General features: G+C 38.2%; 16 protein-coding genes. 14 read left to right on the top strand and 2 right to left on the bottom strand.

All coding sequences use genetic code 11. The features are described 5' to 3' along the window. Window positions 1–192: 192 nt before the first annotated feature. Entirely contained in the window at window positions 193–1326 is a 1134-nt protein-coding gene (locus ACM46_RS10100; protein WP_048506524.1) for an acyltransferase family protein, read from the bottom strand. A gap of 182 nt (window positions 1327–1508) precedes the next feature. On the opposite strand from ACM46_RS10100, the gene ACM46_RS10095 reads away from it, so the two are divergent. The 3 genes from ACM46_RS10095 to ACM46_RS10085 all read left to right on the top strand — a co-directional run bounded on the left by ACM46_RS10095 (window position 1509) and on the right by ACM46_RS10085 (window position 3972). Further along, entirely contained in the window at window positions 1509–2570 is a 1062-nt protein-coding gene (locus ACM46_RS10095; protein ID WP_048506523.1) for a sensor histidine kinase, read from the top strand. Continuing rightward, window positions 2567–3265 carry a LytR/AlgR family response regulator transcription factor gene (locus ACM46_RS10090; protein ID WP_048506522.1) on the top strand — a complete coding sequence of 233 codons (699 nt, stop codon included), beginning with the start codon at window positions 2567–2569 and terminating at the stop codon, window positions 3263–3265. The genes ACM46_RS10095 and ACM46_RS10090 overlap by 4 nt, the downstream gene beginning before the upstream one ends. Before the next feature lie 224 nt (window positions 3266–3489). Then, complete coding sequence (locus ACM46_RS10085; RefSeq protein ID WP_048506521.1) at window positions 3490–3972, top strand: nuclear transport factor 2 family protein; 483 nt, start codon at window positions 3490–3492, stop codon at window positions 3970–3972. Window positions 3973–3981: 9 nt separating this feature from the next. Here ACM46_RS10085 and ACM46_RS10080 read toward each other — a convergent pair whose 3' ends face one another. Next, window positions 3982–4545 (bottom strand): hypothetical protein, encoded by a 564-nt coding sequence (locus ACM46_RS10080; protein WP_048506520.1) that lies wholly within the window; start codon window positions 4543–4545, stop codon window positions 3982–3984. Window positions 4546–4978: 433 nt separating this feature from the next. Here ACM46_RS10080 and ACM46_RS10075 point away from each other — a divergent pair, with 433 nt between their 5' ends. The 11 genes from ACM46_RS10075 to ACM46_RS10025 all read left to right on the top strand — a co-directional run bounded on the left by ACM46_RS10075 (window position 4979) and on the right by ACM46_RS10025 (window position 18293). Beyond that, window positions 4979–5545 carry a hypothetical protein gene (locus ACM46_RS10075; protein WP_048506519.1) on the top strand — a complete coding sequence of 189 codons (567 nt, stop codon included), beginning with the start codon at window positions 4979–4981 and terminating at the stop codon, window positions 5543–5545. A gap of 82 nt (window positions 5546–5627) precedes the next feature. After that, window positions 5628–6329, top strand: a complete 702-nt coding sequence (locus ACM46_RS10070) for an ABC transporter ATP-binding protein (RefSeq protein ID WP_048506518.1) — start codon at window positions 5628–5630, stop codon at window positions 6327–6329. A gap of 12 nt (window positions 6330–6341) precedes the next feature. Next, a complete protein-coding gene (locus ACM46_RS10065; protein ID WP_048506517.1) occupies window positions 6342–7382 on the top strand; it encodes a ParB N-terminal domain-containing protein in 1041 nt (346 codons plus the stop codon). A 58-nt stretch (window positions 7383–7440) separates the two neighbouring features. Next, the gene (locus tag ACM46_RS22815; RefSeq protein ID WP_053082691.1) at window positions 7441–7887 is read left to right on the top strand and encodes a hypothetical protein; all 447 of its coding nucleotides are present in this window, start codon (window positions 7441–7443) and stop codon (window positions 7885–7887) included. Window positions 7888–8008: 121 nt separating this feature from the next. After that, entirely contained in the window at window positions 8009–9940 is a 1932-nt protein-coding gene (locus ACM46_RS10055; RefSeq protein ID WP_048506516.1) for a type VI secretion system Vgr family protein, read from the top strand. A gap of 12 nt (window positions 9941–9952) precedes the next feature. Further along, window positions 9953–12406 (top strand): HET-C-related protein, encoded by a 2454-nt coding sequence (locus ACM46_RS10050; RefSeq protein ID WP_048506515.1) that lies wholly within the window; start codon window positions 9953–9955, stop codon window positions 12404–12406. Window positions 12407–12462: 56 nt separating this feature from the next. Next, window positions 12463–13230 (top strand): DUF7738 domain-containing protein, encoded by a 768-nt coding sequence (locus ACM46_RS10045; protein WP_048506514.1) that lies wholly within the window; start codon window positions 12463–12465, stop codon window positions 13228–13230. Window positions 13231–13247: 17 nt separating this feature from the next. After that, entirely contained in the window at window positions 13248–13919 is a 672-nt protein-coding gene (locus ACM46_RS10040) for a hypothetical protein (protein WP_048506513.1), read from the top strand. A gap of 31 nt (window positions 13920–13950) precedes the next feature. Then, window positions 13951–14937, top strand: a complete 987-nt coding sequence (locus ACM46_RS10035) for a hypothetical protein (RefSeq protein WP_048506512.1) — start codon at window positions 13951–13953, stop codon at window positions 14935–14937. Window positions 14938–14966: 29 nt separating this feature from the next. After that, entirely contained in the window at window positions 14967–15434 is a 468-nt protein-coding gene (locus tag ACM46_RS10030; protein ID WP_048506511.1) for a DUF4280 domain-containing protein, read from the top strand. A gap of 6 nt (window positions 15435–15440) precedes the next feature. Beyond that, complete coding sequence (locus ACM46_RS10025) at window positions 15441–18293, top strand: hypothetical protein (protein ID WP_048506510.1); 2853 nt, start codon at window positions 15441–15443, stop codon at window positions 18291–18293.

Raw genomic sequence — 18293 nt, 5'->3', positions numbered from 1 at the left:
AGAATTTAACAAAATAGCTCTGCTTCTCTATCAATAATCTCTGACTTCAAACTTCCTGACATTTTCCCTGCAAGCCTTGTCAAGGTTCAAAACCTTGACAAGGCTTCTTTTCATTAGCAGATAGAATTTAATAAAACAATTCTGCTTTCCATCCCAATAACTTCCCTCTTCAAACTTCCCTACATTATTAAACTAATTATTCCGTTTTGCCAATCTGTTCAAAATCCTGTATTTAAAATAGGAAGATGGTTTTTCAATAATCAGTCTGTATAATAAACCTCCGGCAATACAGCCCAACAAACCAATTAAAAGGCTGATATTATCTGAAGTTTCCATTCCAGATTGCTCAAGACCGTATTGAATCATATGAATAATTCCTTTATGCGAAAGATAAACTGCATAAGACAACCCCGCCAGCTGCGCCGTACCATATGATTTCCATCTGAAAAGAAATGAAGACTTCGAAACCGCTGACAATAAGATAACTCCATAACTCACTGCCACAAAAGTAAATCCAAAAACAGAAGCTTCCTCCGACACCTGATCATTACATATCCATAGCGAAATCCCAAGCAGAATAACTCCGCAAACCAAAAGCCTGCTTCCGTTGTCATGAACTGCATTTTTAAACCTTGATGAATACTGCATCAGATAACCGAGTATAACGCCTACAGCCAGCCCATCCAAACGGGTATGGGTAGGATAATATATTTTCATATACCATTCTTTCCAAAAGCCTTTCGTATCTAAAACGGGAACAATCCATTCTTTCCAAATCATCCATCTGGCGGATAAAGAGAAAAGGATAAGAAAAAGGGCAAAAAAGACTGTATATCTGAAGATTTTAGTCTTTACAGCAATCAAAAGTGCTAAAGGAAGGAAAAGATAAAACTGCTCCTCAATACATAAAGACCAGGCATGTGAAAATGTTCCGCGGTTGATAACATCCAGGCCGTAGTTTTGGGTAAAAGTGATAAATTTCCAGAAGGAAGACAGCCATTCTCTTTCTCTGAAAAACGGAAAAGCAAAATACAGAAACAAAGTAAACAGATAAGGCGGAATAATCCTGAAAAAACGTTTGATGAAGAATGTTTTTAAACTGATATCTCTACTTTTTTCAATTTCTTTAAAAAGCTGTCCTGATATTAAAAACCCGCTCAGCACAAAGAAAAGATCGACTCCCGTCCACCCGAATCTTCCTATTGTATCTATCCAGGCAGGATGTTTGAATGCACGGTAATGGTACATTAAAACCAATAAAATGGCTAAAGCTCGTAAATGATCGAGTCCGTGAAGTTTTTCAGATGAATGGTGATCCGCAGGCATATTTTTTTCTGCAAATATTCAATATGAAACTGATCTTTTTTGTGGATGATGACAGAAAACACGAATTCTGATGCGAACGGTAAAAACTGTTATCTGGATCGTCATTACAGCTTTCTGTCACAAATTGGGTTCGTTTTATCAAAATTCTGAGTGGAGTCGCTCAGGATTTTTTATTTTTGAAGATGATGAAACTCAAAACTGAAAATAACATCAGGCAAAATATCTCTTTCCAGCTGTTCTTCTGGATCGCTCTGTTTCTGTTCGGAACGGCAAAAAGTTATGGAGAATATGCGCAGGGAATATCTGCCGAAGCTGTTATTTATAATTTCTGCCACTGGATATTTCAGATTGCAGCAGCCAATTTTATCTACTCTATTCTGATCCGGAATTTTTTTGACCATAAAAAATACTTTGAATTTTCGCTGTATCTTATCATCAGTTTATATATTATTTCCGTTATCAACAGGATATTCATTGTTTATCTGGCTGAACCGTTCTTTATCAAAGTACCCAAAGACAGTCTGTACAGCATTTTTACGGATATCGGCTACCTTTTAAGCCATTATACCTTTCCCATCATCAGTGGTGCTTTTATTTTTATCTCGGTGATGTTTGTCATCCGCTACAAAGATGAGAAGGAAAATTCCATACAGCTGCAGAGAGAAAAAGCAGAACTGGAATTAAGGTCTCTGAAAGCTCAGCTCAATCCTCATTTTCTATTCAATACGCTGAACAATATTTATTCTCTTTCATTGAGCAATTCGGAGAAAACTTCGGAATCCATCAGCCGGCTTTCGGATATTCTGGATTATATCCTGTATAAAGGCACAAACAATAAAGTCCTTGTCTCGGAAGAACTTGCCGTAATAGACCATTATATAGCATTGGAAAGTCTTAGGTACAGTGAAGGAAGGCTTAAAATCAGTAAAACATTCAGTTTTCATCCCGCTGCCACAATTCCTCCCCTTCTGTACCTCACCTTAGTAGAAAATGTGTTCAAACACGGAGCCGGGAAAACTAAAAATCAAACGGAAATAAATATGAAGATTACTTCAGCTGGAGCCTATTCTGTTTTCAGCATTGAAAATACCTGTGAACCCGGAGAAAGTAATCAACCGAAAGGAATTGGGCTCAGTAATATTGAAAGTCAGCTCAGGCATCATTATCAACAGGATTTCACTTTCCATATTTCAAAGGAAAACAATATTTTTAAAGTCGAAATAAAAACCCCGGCCCACTTATGATCAACTGTATCATTATAGACGACGAACCTCTGGCAGCTGCATTGCTGGAAAAACACATTTCCAAAATCGACCGTTTGCAACTGGCCGGAAAAGCTGAAAATGCAATGGATGCCTACCAACTGCTGCAGACAAAATCGGTAGACCTCATGTTTCTGGATATTCAGATGCCTCATTTAAGCGGAATTGATTTTTTAAAATCGCTTTCACAAAAACCTGCAACTATTTTTACAACCGCTTACCGCGATTTTGCCCTTGATGGTTTTGAACTGGAAGCTGTAGATTATCTTTTAAAACCGATTACTTTTGAGCGTTTCTTTAAATCGGTAGAAAGGATTTTAAGACACAAAACTGATATCAAGGAAGATTTTATGATGCTTAAAACAGAAGGGATGACGAGAAAAGTTCCTATTCGTGAGATTCTGTATTTTGAAAGCCAGGGAAACGATATTAAAACAGTCCTGCTCAGCAATGAGAGCATTGTTTCAAAGGTTAAAATGACCGATCTGGAATCTCTTTTATCGGGAAAAGGTTTCGTAAGAATTCACCGTTCTTTCATGATTAATGCACAATATGTCACTGCTTTTAACAATAGTGAAATCGTTCTTGGTGCCTATCATATTCCTGTCGGCAGAAGCTATAAAAGTGAGTTTGATGCTTTTGTAAAGGCGGTTAATAAAGGTTCTGTGAATCAGTAGAAAACTTATTTCATTATCAATCAAATAAAACAAATTAAACCACTCATTATCAATACTTTAAATATTACCCACATCGTTAAACACCTTTTATAATCCAAGATCACCAAGACCAGTAAAAGCCTCGATATCAATTTCTTCTGTATTTAAAAATTGGTTATCTTTGGTTCAGTCCATCAACTTCTATAATTGATTTGCTAAAATTTTATCACAAAAATCTTACTATTATGAAGAAAACGCTGATCATTAAACTTTTTTCAATACTTCTATTTTCTTCAGTCTGGACAATATTCTTCTCCCAATCAAAACCATACGTTCCTGTTTCAAAACAGCTCTATGATACCATTATGGAAAAAGACAGTCTGCTTTTTGACGCTGCCAACTCCGGAAACATTGATAAACTAAAGACATTCTTTACTCAAGATCTTGAATTTTTTCATGATGTGGGAGGTCTGGCCAACTATGAAGAAACGGTCGATAATTTCAGCAGAGTGGCTAAAAATTACAGCTATACCCGAAGAGTTTTAATTCCGGAATCTGTAGAAGTTTATCCTATCAAAGATTATGGGCCCGTACAAACAGGAACACATCAGTTTTGCCGTCTGGATAAGGGCTCATTGATTAACTGTGGAACATTCAAATTTGTTCACATCTGGAAAAAAACACCCGATGGCTGGAAGATTTCAAGAGTAGTCAGCTATGGGCATTAAACTATTTCATCAGTATCCAAAATATTGCCCGAACCACTGTTCAAAAGGTTCTTTATACTTGTCCTGGGCAGTTTTTATCAGTTCATCCGGCTCTTCAATCTGGCTTAGGTGGTAATCACCTGCCATCCATTTCAGGTATTCATGAAGATCTTCGCTTTCTTCGTAATCATCTTCATCTCTGTAAAAATACACCGTATCAAATTCTATGGAAATTTCGGTATCATAAGTGAGTAAATGAAGCAATTGCAGGATATTTTCGGCAACAATATGCACACCGTCTTCATCTCCGAAAACTACGATAGGCATTTGGTTTAAAGCTTTATCCGTTCCATCATTCCAAATAGTGTAAAATGAACCGGAACCGTTTGCCTGGGCAATCGGAAATAGACGGGCCAAAAAGTTTTTATCTTCGCTCCAGCTTTTCAATCCTAATTTATCATCAATCGTCACTCCAAAACCCTGGCTGTAATTTTCATAGGAAGATATATTGTTTTGGAAATAGATGAGCTTTTCCAGTTCAACAGGGATTTCTGCTAATCCTAAGTTTTCTTTAAATTCTGTGATGTCAATCATGATGAATAGATATTAATGTGAAATAAAAATAACGGTAATTTATTCAACTTTGTTATCTGAACAAAAAATAATATGTGCTTTATAATCTATTTAGAAAACTATTCCATTACCGGGAATAAACTGTTTTAGAGTAATCACGCGATCATTGATTATCATCCAAATAATATCCGGTTTGAAATCATTAAAAACAGTGAACTGCTGTTTTCCAGCAATTTATAGCTGAAAACAAATTCTTCATCTTTTGTTTTATCTCTGTAAGCAATCCTTAACTTATCTTTAAAACATCCTTATGGCATACATAACATGGGAAGAACATCACATAATAATATTAAAAAAAAGTATTACTTTTGCTTGAGGTAATAAAATTGTTTGAACATATTTTTTATTAGTAATTTTAAAACACAAGTTTATAAAAACATTAAAATCCCTCCACATGAGAAAAATAATTCTACTCATTACATGCATGTTCGGTATTTCAGTTTTCTCACAAATTAAAGTGCTGAAAAATGAAAGTTTGGTGGAAATTGGAAAAGATAATTCTGTAGGTTTATATAAAAAGGAAGATAAATTCACCATCAATTATCAGGATCTCAATACGAGTAACCTGAATACCATCAGATCTTTTTCTTTCCAGAATCTGGACGGCGATGTATCCGGGCTTTACAAGCTGATTATGGATGGTTTTGTAACCACTCCTGACGAAAATATCATTTTAGAGCTTCCTAATGATATTATTGAACTTCATTATGAAAAAAATTACGGCCAGCCTACCGTTCAGTTTATCCAGTATATCAACAAAAACCGTAAGTATGTCGGAAAATCACAGTTTCTGAACAAAAAACAGGTGGAAAAGGTATTTGGAAAGACCAACGGAAAATCTGCCATGTATGAAAAACCTGCTACCATCAATCAGATAAACGGAAGCAAGTCTTCTAATCAGGCCTCTAATGGTGCTCCGTCCTCCAATAGCGGTAGCAAAAACAAAAAATCAAGGAAATAATCGTATTATTTTTCAATATTACTCAACTCATTCATCCGAATGAGTTTTTTATTTTTATTTTTGCAGAAAGACATTAAGAATTATGCCGCTTCAGATCATCAATTTAACTAAAAAGTTTGGAGAACAGACTGCACTGGACAACATTACTATTTCTATTGATAAAAATGAAATCATCGGACTTCTCGGCCCAAACGGAGCCGGAAAATCTACGCTGATGAAATCTATTGTCGGAGCATTGAAAATTGATCAGGGCGAAATTATTTTTAACGGAATGAATATTTCCGAACACGAAATCGAAAGCAAAAAAAAGATAGGTTTTCTTCCCGAAAACAATCCGCTTTATCTGGAAATGTATGTTAAAGAATACCTCCAGTTTGTCGCCAATATTCATAAAATTTCATCTGCCAGAGTAGATGAAGTCATTGAACTGGTAGGCATCACACCTGAGAAATCTAAAAAGATAGGACAGCTGTCAAAAGGATACAAACAGAGAGTGGGATTGGCACAGGCCATTATTCATCAGCCGGATCTGCTGATTCTGGATGAACCTACCAATGGACTGGATCCCAACCAGATTATTGAGATCCGAAATGTGGTTAAAGAAATTGGCCAGCAGAAAACCGTCCTTCTTTCTACCCACATTATGCAGGAAGTAGAAGCGCTCTGCTCCCGCGTTATTCTTATCCATAAGGGGAATATTCTCCAGGACTGCCCTATTGATGAATTTAAGGGAAGATTCGACAGTCTTGAAGAAGCTTTTGCAAGCTACACGGCAGTTTCTTAATTATTATTTTTCATGGAAATTCACATCACTCACGGACAGAACATTATCAAAGTTTTGTACGATGGTTTCGCCAGCTGCTTAATCATCAGACGTCCTGTGGCTGCCAACTGGCCGGATTCCCGGGGAAGTGTGGGTGAATATTATGCAGTATCAGAGCTTTCGGAGAAAGAGAAAATAGTATTGGCGGACAGTCTTAATTGCTCCCTCACGGACGGAACAGAAGCTGAGATTATGTCCGGTATTGAAGATTTTCTTCATCTTTTTGAAAACGGTATATATCAGGTAAATCTGGGACATATTCCTTACGGCAATTCCAGTTTTCATATGAGCAGGCCCTTACCTGGAGACGATTATTCTGATAACAGTCAGAAATTCTCCGGCTGGTTCTACCCTTTTGAAGATTTCAATTACCTGTACACTCTGGAAAACAAGAGTATTGATCCGAAAAGAGTGGAATATTACACCGATCTGATAAGAAAAGGAGGCCGCCCGAAACCTATCATTTTTTACAGTCTTTATAATCAGGACCCTCAGATGAGCAGTGCTTTTGTATTGGACGGTCATCATAAGATTGAAGCGTATACCCGGTTGAAAATGGATATTCCGGCCGTGTTTATTTCCAAAGACAATGAGGGCTACAGCCCTGCATCAGAGCTTATGCACGGAGCGCACCAGCTCCTTCGGGACATTGAATTTGAGCATCTTTTTCAGAACAATGATGAAAATCTTGTTCATATTAATTTCATCAATGATGAAGTACTGACTCAGGCTTTTGATAAGATATTGAAAGAGTCAGAAAGAATTGATGTCTCTCTGATTGAAGTTCTGATCAGGCATAACCAATCCGGTTCTTCAGAGGAAAGAAAATGGCTCCACCAACGTCTTGACTTTTTACGGGACAATATACACCTCAGTTTTTTTAACCTTAAAAAAGGCCTAAATGTGTATACTCCTCAATACGTGAAAGAGTATCAATCCAATGCCTGGTTTCTCACTACCCTTAGAAATACAATAGAGCTGAATAGCTGGATCAGAGAGGTGATATTACGATAAATACGCTTAATGGCTTCATATTTGATGGGTGTATCCTCAACCAATAACCCATATTATTATGATCAACAAGATTCTATTAGGAGCCTTCTGCATTTCTCAGTTCTCTTTAATATATGCAAAAGAAATTCCCTCTGTAATTTCAGGCCCCACTTATATATCCAGTGAGATACAGCCATTCCAGAAAATACCCAAAACGGTAATCATTAAAACCAAAAAGTTTAAGATACGAATAGACAAACAGCCCAACGGAAAATATCTGTATCAGTCCTGGCCTGCCAATGCCAAAATTACTTCAAAACCCAATATGATCATCAGTGACGGAGAACTGGTTCCGGACGGTTCCGGAGGAAATTATTATTTCAGCTTTACCAATAAAGGCTATCAGTATCAGGTATGGAGAAACTACCTCACCGATTCTGCTTCCAAAGCGCCCTACACCCTCACCGTAAATGACGAAAACGATAATGAAATTGTAAGTCAGGACGGATTCGTGGTGAAACAATAATAATCAAAAAGAAATATCATATTCAAAGTAAAACATCGTAGTTCTACTACAATTTCTCAAATACAGGTCCCAAAGTTTTATCAAAAAGTAGAATATTTCTATATTTAATGAAATAACACCAATGAAAAAAATAACTTCAAATTCTGAAAAAATTTCAGAGAACGATGTAGCAGGAATCAACCGCGTTGTACGATTAGATATTGTGATAGAAGGCCAGATAATCAAGCATTTCAAACATTTCAAGCTGAATCAGAGTGCGAAAAAACACCATGAATTTGAACTGACTCTGGCGCATGATTCTCTGGGAAAAACTCAGAATCACAACCTTTTGGAAGCTCAAAAATTCTTAGGACAGCGTTTAACTGTAACTTTCAGGTATAAAGATTCGGAAAATGAAAGCCCGGAGAGAAGTTTTGTAGGCCTTGTTACAAAAGTAGCGTTCAGCCAGGACAAAATGAGTCTTGGAAATATCATCTTAAAAGGTAAAAGTCCAACTATTCTGATGGACTCTGCTCCCCATACACAAAGTTTCGGGGGAAATCAGTCTGTCAATACAGGCATTATTGCCGGGAATATTCTCAAAGAAACCCTAGGTTCCGGAAAATTTGATTTCAAAGTAGACAGCCGGAATAAAAGCTATATTAACTACAGTGCTCAGTATAACGAGACCCACTACAACTATCTGGCAAGAATTGCAGAAGCCTACGGTGAGCAGTTTTACTACGACGGATATGTTCTCCGTTTCGGAAACCTTCCTCCTGCAGAGCAGCCCATACACCTTATTTACGGAAGCAATGTAACCAATGTGGAGGTTCAGATGAATGCGGTACATACCAAACCTCAGTTTTTTGGCTATGAAAGCACCAATCACGCTAAGATGTTGAGTGCTTCTACTAATATCAACCACTTAGGTGAGCTTGCCTCTAAAGCCTATCAGTTAAATGACAGTATATTTACCAGTAAATCTCTGACCCCGGCTCCTATCAATGCCAATATCTCGCTCGATGTGGATCAGTCCCAGAAAAGTGCAGCCGGAAATGCGGCCGTAGAAGTATTCACCGTTTCAGGTGATACCACGGTTCCTTTTTTATATCCGGGATGTACGGCAGATATTAATATGAGAAAAACAGGTACCAACGAGACTTCTCATTTTACAAAATTAATGATTACCGAAGCTTCCCATGAAGTGGATGCAAGAGGCTATTATACCGGATCATTTGAAGCCATTGCCGAAGGAACAGGTTTTATGCCGAGGCACGACTTTAAAATGCCAAACGCCGAACCTCAGATTGCAACGGTAATTTCTAATACCGACCCTCTGAATCAGGGACGTATACAGGTACAGTTCGACTGGCAGCAGAACAACACCACCCATTTTATCCGGATGATGAGCCCCGATGCAGGAGGTACCGATAAAATCACTCAAAACAGAGGATTTGTAGCCGTTCCCGAGGTCGGAGATCAGGTGATGGTAGGTTTCGAATACCATCATCCCGACTTTCCTTTCGCTATGGGAGGAATGTTTCACGGTAAAGTAGGTTTAGGCGGAGGCATAGACAATCATGTAAAATCCATTCAGACAAGAAGCGGTAATAAAGTTATCTTCAATGATACGGAAGGAAGCATTTTTATCGAAGATCCGAGCGGCAACTCCTATTTTATGGATGGTAAAGGCAATATTACCGTAAGTGCGCCCAAAAACATGACCTTCCTGGCGGGTGAAAACCTGATGATCAGTGTAGGTCAGAATATGAGCACTACCGTAGGTGCCGATCAGAGCAATATAGTCGGTATGAATAAAACCGAAAGCGTGACGATGAATGACACTCAGAGTGTCGGAGCTATGAAAATAACATCCGTCATTGGTGATGCAAGCATGATGATCACCGGGAAACTGACGGAAATTATAGACGGAGATGTTCACAGTGAAACCAAGAAAGAGAGAAATGAAGTAAGCGACGGAAAAATTATTACACAAAGTACAGGTACTAATGAACAGCATTCCGATAAAATTGTGAAGAACAACAGCTCAGAGAAAAGTAATAATTTTTAAATCATTACGGCTATGAGCAGAACGAGGATTGTTAAAGGAAATATCACCAAAATTATCGGCGGAAATTATAAAAGATACTCCAAAGATGAAATTGAAAATTCAGGAAGCAAGGTTATCCAGATAGGAAAAGAAGGAGGCGTGATTTACGGAGATCCGGAAAAATTCATTCCCCCTCCTATGGATGTTCAGGAAAGTGAATACAAACTGGAAAGCACCTATGCTCATGACCAGCTGATGAGTCTTGCCAAAGAACTTGGCGAGATTACTTTCATGCTTTTCATGACCCAGATTTTCGGGTATGAGATTGAAGCGGAAGCGTTAAGCAGGCTTTACAGAGATTTGAGTGATAAAAAGATCGAGGCGCCGGAAATTATCGTTTCCAAAGGTCTGGTGGGAAGAAGAGGCGGCCCTGCCGGCTACAGCAACAAGAGAAAGAAAATTATCGTTAATGAAAAGTTTGTAGAAGAAGCGGCTAAAGACAACGATAAAAGAGCAGAGCTGATGGTGGCTTTGGTTGAAGAATATGGCCATCACATAGACAACCTTCTCCGTACAGAATTAACTTCCACCGGAACTCCCGATACCGATGTGATAGATGAAGGAGCTAAATTTGCCTATTATCTGTTCAGATTTGATATCTTCAACGAATCACAGCTGAATTTTGCCAAAGCAGAACTTCCGAATTTTAAAGGAGACCTTATCATCGACTTTTCTACCCTGCATTCTAAAGTAACCGAATATGTGAAAGAAGACAGGCAGTATGATGAAGACCCTTCGGACGATATTTCTAATTACGGTGCCGGAAGAAACCGGAAACATAATAAAAATGCAGCTTTTGCTCATGGTGATATTGAATTTGAAGCTCTGGCCAATCCACAATCCCGAATTTATTCTGAAAATGACGTTCGCAAAATCTATTACGGAAACTGGCTCAGAGACTTCTCTCAGGTGATTGTAAAAATTACCGTTAGAGGAACTAATGCAGCCATCAAAGCACAGAAAAATAAAGTCATCAAAGAACTGACTCCCATGCAACTATCCCATGAAGGCTGGGTAAAGTTGATTAGAATTCTGGCGATTAAGGAATTTACTTTTGATCCGCTGAAAGAAGGAGGAAAAAATCCGGCAGATGACTACGCAACGCTGGAAACAAAATTTAACGCCGAATATGGCGAACTTACCAAAGATATTCTCGGCATTTATCGTCCTGAAGAGCATATTGATAATCCTTACGGGCTAAAAGATGAATCTGATGCCGTAGATGACAAGGGAAATGCTATTTCCTATACGTATGAAGGAACAAACACTCCAAAAAAGCTTTATTCGGGAGATAACCATCAATCATGGAAAATAGATCCTGCCAAAAATATGTCTTATTTCTTCTGGAAAGATTTTCCGGGAGACCGTCCTTCTTCGGTTACATATATGAAGCAGCAGCTCGTTCTCGCCGTATCTAAAAGAGGATCTGCACAGGGACTGAGACATTTGGGAGCTGCTTTGCACGTTCTGGAAGACTACTTCTCCCACACCAATTTTGTAGAAATATCTTTGAGAAGGCTTGGAATTGATGTTTATCCGTGGGTGTCTTATTATAAAGGAAAGCAGCCTACTCAGATTCCGGTGGTAAGCGGCCGTTTCCTGACCGATGATACTATGGCTAGTGTGGGCCCTAAAATGGGGGATTTATTATTTGATCCTAAAATCAAAGAATACAAAAGGCGAATTCCCGGCCAGAGATCATTAGCTGAAAAATTTATCATTTTTGTGCTGGAAGACCTTTCAAAAGCCCAAAAATCTGATAAGGCACAAAAAAGTTCCAATTATCTGGGAATAGAATATGCTACCTGGTTATCATGGTTCAATCAGTTTCTTAATTTTCAGGATTTTCTGGCAAAAGAATATCAGAAAACCGATAAGCAGGAATGGATGTCAAGAGATTTTTTTGAAAAACTAGGTTCAAAAACGGCTGAAACTCTTCAGAAAGGTATGGGATATACTGGTCAGATTATGGCCTTTTTTCCAAAGCTTGTTTTTAATATTGTATTGGGCTCTTTTGATGAAATTATTCCGGAGGCCCAATCTCACATGAATACCAATTATGGAGACTGCCCGTCCCACTCCCAGCTGGCAAAAGACAGTTACAGCCATCCTCTTAATAAAATCAGTGCGGAACTGGCAAAATCAGCGGTGCAGGATGTAGGAACACAATACAAAAGCGGAATGAGCGGAGCTGCTCTGGCTGATTATGTAGCTAATAAATATTTTGTGCATCCTTCTTCCCCTAACGCAAGATGGAGTGATAAACATCTCATTACCTGGACCAATAGCCAGCCAAAAGATTCTATTGATAAATTAAAATATGCAACGATATATGAGCATGCAGAACATGAAGCACAGGAAATAAGCGACAAAAGCGTTAAGAAAATAAAAGAAATTATGGAATATTTTCAAAAAATGACCAAATGAAAAAGATAGCCGCCTTACTTACCCTACTAATAATGAGTTTAATACAATGTCAAAAAATGAAAAAAGAAACTATAGAAATCTCTAAAGCCAGTATAAAAATTGACTCGTGCGGATTATCCTATAAAGGCAAAGAACTGGAGATGGGAACTCCCATTGAAGATTGGATCAAAGTATTAGGACAGCCGGATCGAAAATTTATTGCTTACATGGAGAAAGACAAAGGAACTTATGTATGGGATAAACTGGGCATTGCCGTTGACAATTTTGAGAACGGAGACGGTACTGTGGCCTGGATGTATATCTTTTTTCTTAATCTGAACAGTCCGGAAGCAGAGCAACAAATGCTTAATCATGCCAGAAGCTGGGAAAAGTTTGACGAAAAGAAATACCGCAACGGCCGTATTCCTATGTCTGAGGAGATGATTAATGAAGTAAAAGAAAAGTTGGCTCCTAAAAATTATATCTATCCGTTCAATGTCTATCAGGGCGCTGTCGATCTTAATGGCTTTCCGGTTCAGGCAGGAATGAAAGTTGAAGAGATCAATGCTTACCGCAAAGACCTTCCCTATTCCGGCCAGTTCGGATATGTGGATGATGATATAGACGGGGTAAATGATTCGGGAGTAACCACAAAAACTTTCGGGGGCGATTACCGTGCTCCGGGAGCTGAATGTAAAGACGGAAGACTTCAGTATTATGAACTCACCTATACCGCAACAAAGAAACTGGAATACCTTAAAATAGGATACGAATCTAAATCTGATTTTGACAGCAGAAAAGTAATGGAAGCATCATTTGAGGAAAGAAAAAAGAACGGCCAATAAGATTTTAAAGCATAAGAATGAATACAATCACCAACCATATCAAATACTTTTCAAAACTGTCCGGTGTATTTATCCTCAGTTTACTAAAGATTTATGGAATAGGAATTCTTTCAACGGTGATTGTGCTTGTCCTAGGAATTTACATTCTATCCAACAGCTTTGGAAGTTCTTTGGGACATAGCGGAGCTTATCTTTTTATAGTTGCAGCTATTACAGTGAAACCCGTTTCAGCGTCATTATTCTTTTTACTGATGATTGCGGCTCCTTTTGTGATTGGTATTTTCGCTACGAAATATGCTATGGCCAATATCATCAGCAGACTCGTAAAAGATCATTCGGAAACACTTTTAGTGCCTGCTATTGATAAAATTATGAGCAAATTCAGAAGCGGACAGCCGGCTGTGGTAAGAACCAGCGCAGATTATGCATTGGTGAAAATCAAACTGCTGAATGAATTTAAAAACAGCTCGGAGAATAAGATTTTGAAAAAGATTTTAAGCTATGCCTTAAAGAAGCTGAGCTTTGATGAATTGGATCTGAAAAATGGAAATGCCAATTTTTACGACATCATTAAAACTAAACTGATTGAAAAACTTCACGAACTGGCCGAGCCTTCTGCTATGATTTTTTATATCTATATCGGTTTGCAGTGGCTAAGTTTGGGATTGATGTACTTTCTAAAAGTATAAAGACTGATTAATTTTTGAAACATTGATAAACATGAAATTTTCTGCCACAAAAGAATACATAAAAGTAAAGACAGAAGGCATCCTGAATTTGGAACTGCTTTCTGCTGAATATGGTATGACGGCAGAAGAACTGGTCAGTTTTCATAACAGGCATTGCAGTATTTCAGAGTTGTTGAATATTTCGCTGCCTAAGTATGTAGAATATATTTACATCCCCACAGACCAATTCGGGATCAGGGACAGCAGGCTGTTAAAAAATACGGTGCTGGAGATTCCAACAGTGTCCAGCAACAAGGTATATGGTGTAATCATCAGATTTCTGCCGAAGAATCTGCAAATTCATTATATCATAAAAGTAAAAAGAACAGCCGCTTATATAGAGCTAAATAAAGAAAAAACCTATGTAAACAATCAGGGAATTGATAAAATCATAGAACAGCTGTTTGAAAAAGCAGAACAGGTTTTATATCCTTTACAGCTTTCTCTTCACAGCAAGGGTTCCATTCAAAAAATCCTGAATAATAAGGATATTACCCAACGCTGGGAGAAGGAATACTTTCCAAAACTGAAAGAATACTATCAGTCTGAAACTACAGACAACATCCTGGAACAACTGGATAAAGCTTATACTGATATTGATTTAAAGAAAGATTTATTTAACCGTAACATTTTTTACAAATTATTCTTTTTACCGGTTTATCAAGGCTATCCATTTTTTTCCGGAAAAGATTCTTTGAAGATTTATTTTTCAAGTCTGTCCCGGGAAGCCGGATATGAGACCGAATATACATTGAACAGAGAATATACAAGAGGAAATAAGATCGCTTTAAAAATAACAGGAACTGAAGATGAAGATCCGTTTAATAAAAACAGATCCAAAGGAAAAGTTGATCTCCTGTATAAATTTAACAAAGAGACCAAAGAGATCTTTTCAATTACAGGCTCTCTCTCCACGTTTGAAAAAGAGAAAGAATATACGGTTGATTTTCAGGTTTATGAACAGAAAAAGCCTGAATAAGTTTAAAAACATCAAAAACACACAAGAAGATGAGCGAGAAACATTTAGTCTGTCAGGGTGCTCTCTGCAAATGTAATTTCGGTACTACACCGGATACACTGAAAGTAAAGACACAGAGTAAACGATACATCAACGAAAATCAAGGGGGTAAAAAATTAATGGCTACCCATATGGATATTGGTAAAACCTTCGAGAAAAATACTTTCGGAAGCTGTACCAAAATGAATAATAATCCCTGCCAGGTTGTGGTAACGCAATGGAGTGGTTTCTACGACAAAATAACACTTCAGGATAATAATGGAAAGGCCCTGCTGGAAGACAGTAAAGCAACCTGCCCTATCGGAAGCCCGGACTGCATTACCATCATTAATCATGGACAGACTGCTGAAGCCTCTGCACAAAATGTGAAAAATGCGGATGATGAAGTTCTGGCTGAACTGCTGCCTTTTGTTGACATCAAAGGACGGGCAAAAAAATATATTCCTATCAATAAATAAATTCCTATGGACAGCAATACCCCTTTACACATCTATATTGAGTCTAAACCCGGGCAGGCATTTCATAAAGATATCGGCTGGCTGGAATTGAAGAAAGCAGAAAGCTTCAACATCTACATAAAAGAATTCAAAGACCGGAAAGATGTTCTGGATCAAAAAAAGAAAAAAGATCTGGACAGAGCCAAGAATGATTACAACAAAAAAAGTAACGCCGTAGAACAGGAGGCGCAGAAAAGCTATGATTTTATCGTAAAAAACCGTGACGATTACAATGCCGGTAAAGTAAAAGAAGAAACTTATGACGCCAATGTCAGAAAGCGGGAAGAAGGTATGGCCGCCCGGAAAAACAAATACGCGGAAATCGGTAATGCCTACAACAAAACCGTTGAAGATATCAATAAACAATATGAAACGGATCTCACCGCCATAAAAGATGATTATAAATCTGTCCGCTGGGTGCATCAGCTTGTGGGAGACAGACGGCCGGAACTTACGGCAGAAAGTTTCAACGAGGCTATGGACATGGGTACATCCAGCTTTAACTTTACCTTCGAAGAATTTCTGGAAGGAGGCGGAGCTGTTTATCTTGAACCTTTCTGGGCCGGGACAAAACCACAGGGAAAATACCCGCACGGGATTCTTATCAATGCAAAAGGCCTGCAGCCCAACGTCATTACAGCCCAATGGACGGATGCGAATAATACCCAAATTACAAAACCTCTAAAATTCGGGTCTTCTGTTTATCTGAATATCTATACTGATGCATTATACGGCAACAATATTAAGGTTCAGCTTAAAGATAAAGACAAAGTGATCAGGCTTATAACGCTGGGCATCACTGATGCAGATGACAAGCTGTTCGCTGCAGAATATCTTAATAATAATGCAGAGGAAAGAACCAACGAAGACATCTCAAAACAGGGCGAATTTTTCGAAAGACCCGTATCTGTACACGAAGAAAAAACAGTTCCCTCTTCCGCAAAAACAGGATATCTCGTGGAAGATGACGGTAATAAATATGATGAGAAGGCCAAAGGAAAGCTCAACGTACAAAAGTCCAAATTTGCTGTATTTATCGATCCTTTATGGCAGACAATGGGTGGAGATTATCTGGAAATCTATCCTGCGGTATATCACGGACGAATCCCCGGCGGGAAAAAAATTCTTCAGGACTGTATTTTAAAGATTGATAAAGATGCAGTGGAGGAAGTAAAGGTAAATGACTCCAATTCAAATCAGGTGGTGGTTCTGAGCCAGGTGGAAACAGATATCGCTTTCTTTCACCCTTGCCAGTACACCGAAGTCACCGGTGAATATAACAATAAGAAATCAACTTTGTTCCAGCGTATCAAAGACAAGTATAAAAATGAGATCCATTACAGAGTTGTTTCCAATGAAAAGGAAAAACCTGTTAAGGTTACCATTACTGACCTGAAAACAGATGACTGTATGTTCGAAGATAAACCCGAACTCTGGCACGAGAAAAAGGCAGTCACCGTAAAAGATCCGAGCCGGTACAAAGGTCTGACCATCGGAAGAAATGATATCAGTTTTTCCGTTGCTTATCCCAAACCTTCCCATTCGGAAGCTCTGGACATGATGAGCCTGGAAAATATCAAAAAACTGGAATATCCTATTCAGCTGGGTTCCTGTGCCATCACCAAACCTCTGAATGTAGAAGTATATCCTGCGATATATTATGAGGTAGGCTTTAAACTTGCTGCCGAAAACCCATTTTTCACAGGGCAGACTAAGTCTTACACTCAAAGAAAATATTTAGGCAAAGGAGGTTTCTTTAATAAAAAAAACAATAAGAAAATCCGAAAAGCACAAAGTGATGCACGGGATGAAAACTATAAAAACAAAAAACAGGAAGTAAGTGAGGGACGCCTGAGCTATAACCAGTTTGAAGTAGCTCTGGAATGGGGATATGATGACGTTAAACAGGAAGCCATTACATTTTCCGGCGAACATCCTGTTTTTAATATTATCGACAGTGCGATGTGGGTGATTAACACCATAAGTCTGCTAACCTTTAATAAAGAAGCAGATGAAGCTATCGCTGAAAACAAAAACAAACGCCCGGATCAGGTAAAAAAAAGAAATAAACAGCGGAATGCGTATCTTGGCAGTAAAAACAAGAAAGTAAGCAAGATTCCGTTCAAAGTAGAGATAAGTCAGCCTGCTTTTGCCGGAGCTGTTAAATGGAGCTATGTTGAAAGTGAAAAAGAAGGAGGTGAAATAGGTACTCTATATGAAGTAAAATTTAAAGCAGATCCACTCATAGAAATAAAAGGCAGTCTGGATCTTCTTTTTGTAGCCACCAAAATTCCTTATGTAGGACAGGCGATAAAAGGAATTACAGCAGTAGCAGATACCGTAGGTTCTTCTGATGATTTCTGGAATAAAATTGTTGATTTCTTTGGCGGCGGAGATGAATATAAAATTCAGCTTGATATAGATTATTATCTGGATCTTTTCGTTTCCGGAGCATTTAAAATAGAAGCTACTGCAACCAAATATCATACTGTAGACGGCTTTAAAGAGAATGATATAAGCCCATCTGTAGAAATAAAATTTGGAGTGGAATGCGGTGGAAGCTTAACCGCGAAATTTGGGAACGTCTATTCTTTGGAAGCTGAATTCCAGGGAAGCGCTTATGCCGTGCTGAATATTGCTAAAAATGCCGAAACCAAAACATTGGAATGCAAATACCAGGGATTGTATGCAACTATAAAGGCAAGTGTAAAAACGGACAGTGATAATTTAAATAATAATACAGAAGATAATGACGCTGATCCTTCTGAAAAAAAGTATCTTTTGCATGATGGATTTTCGTATGAATTTAAACTTGATTAA

Source organism: Chryseobacterium angstadtii (genome assembly GCF_001045465.1).
Taxonomy (GTDB): domain Bacteria; phylum Bacteroidota; class Bacteroidia; order Flavobacteriales; family Weeksellaceae; genus Chryseobacterium; species Chryseobacterium angstadtii.
The sequence above is the reverse complement of the archived record's forward strand: the minus strand, read 5'-3'. Positions and strand labels throughout refer to the sequence as shown.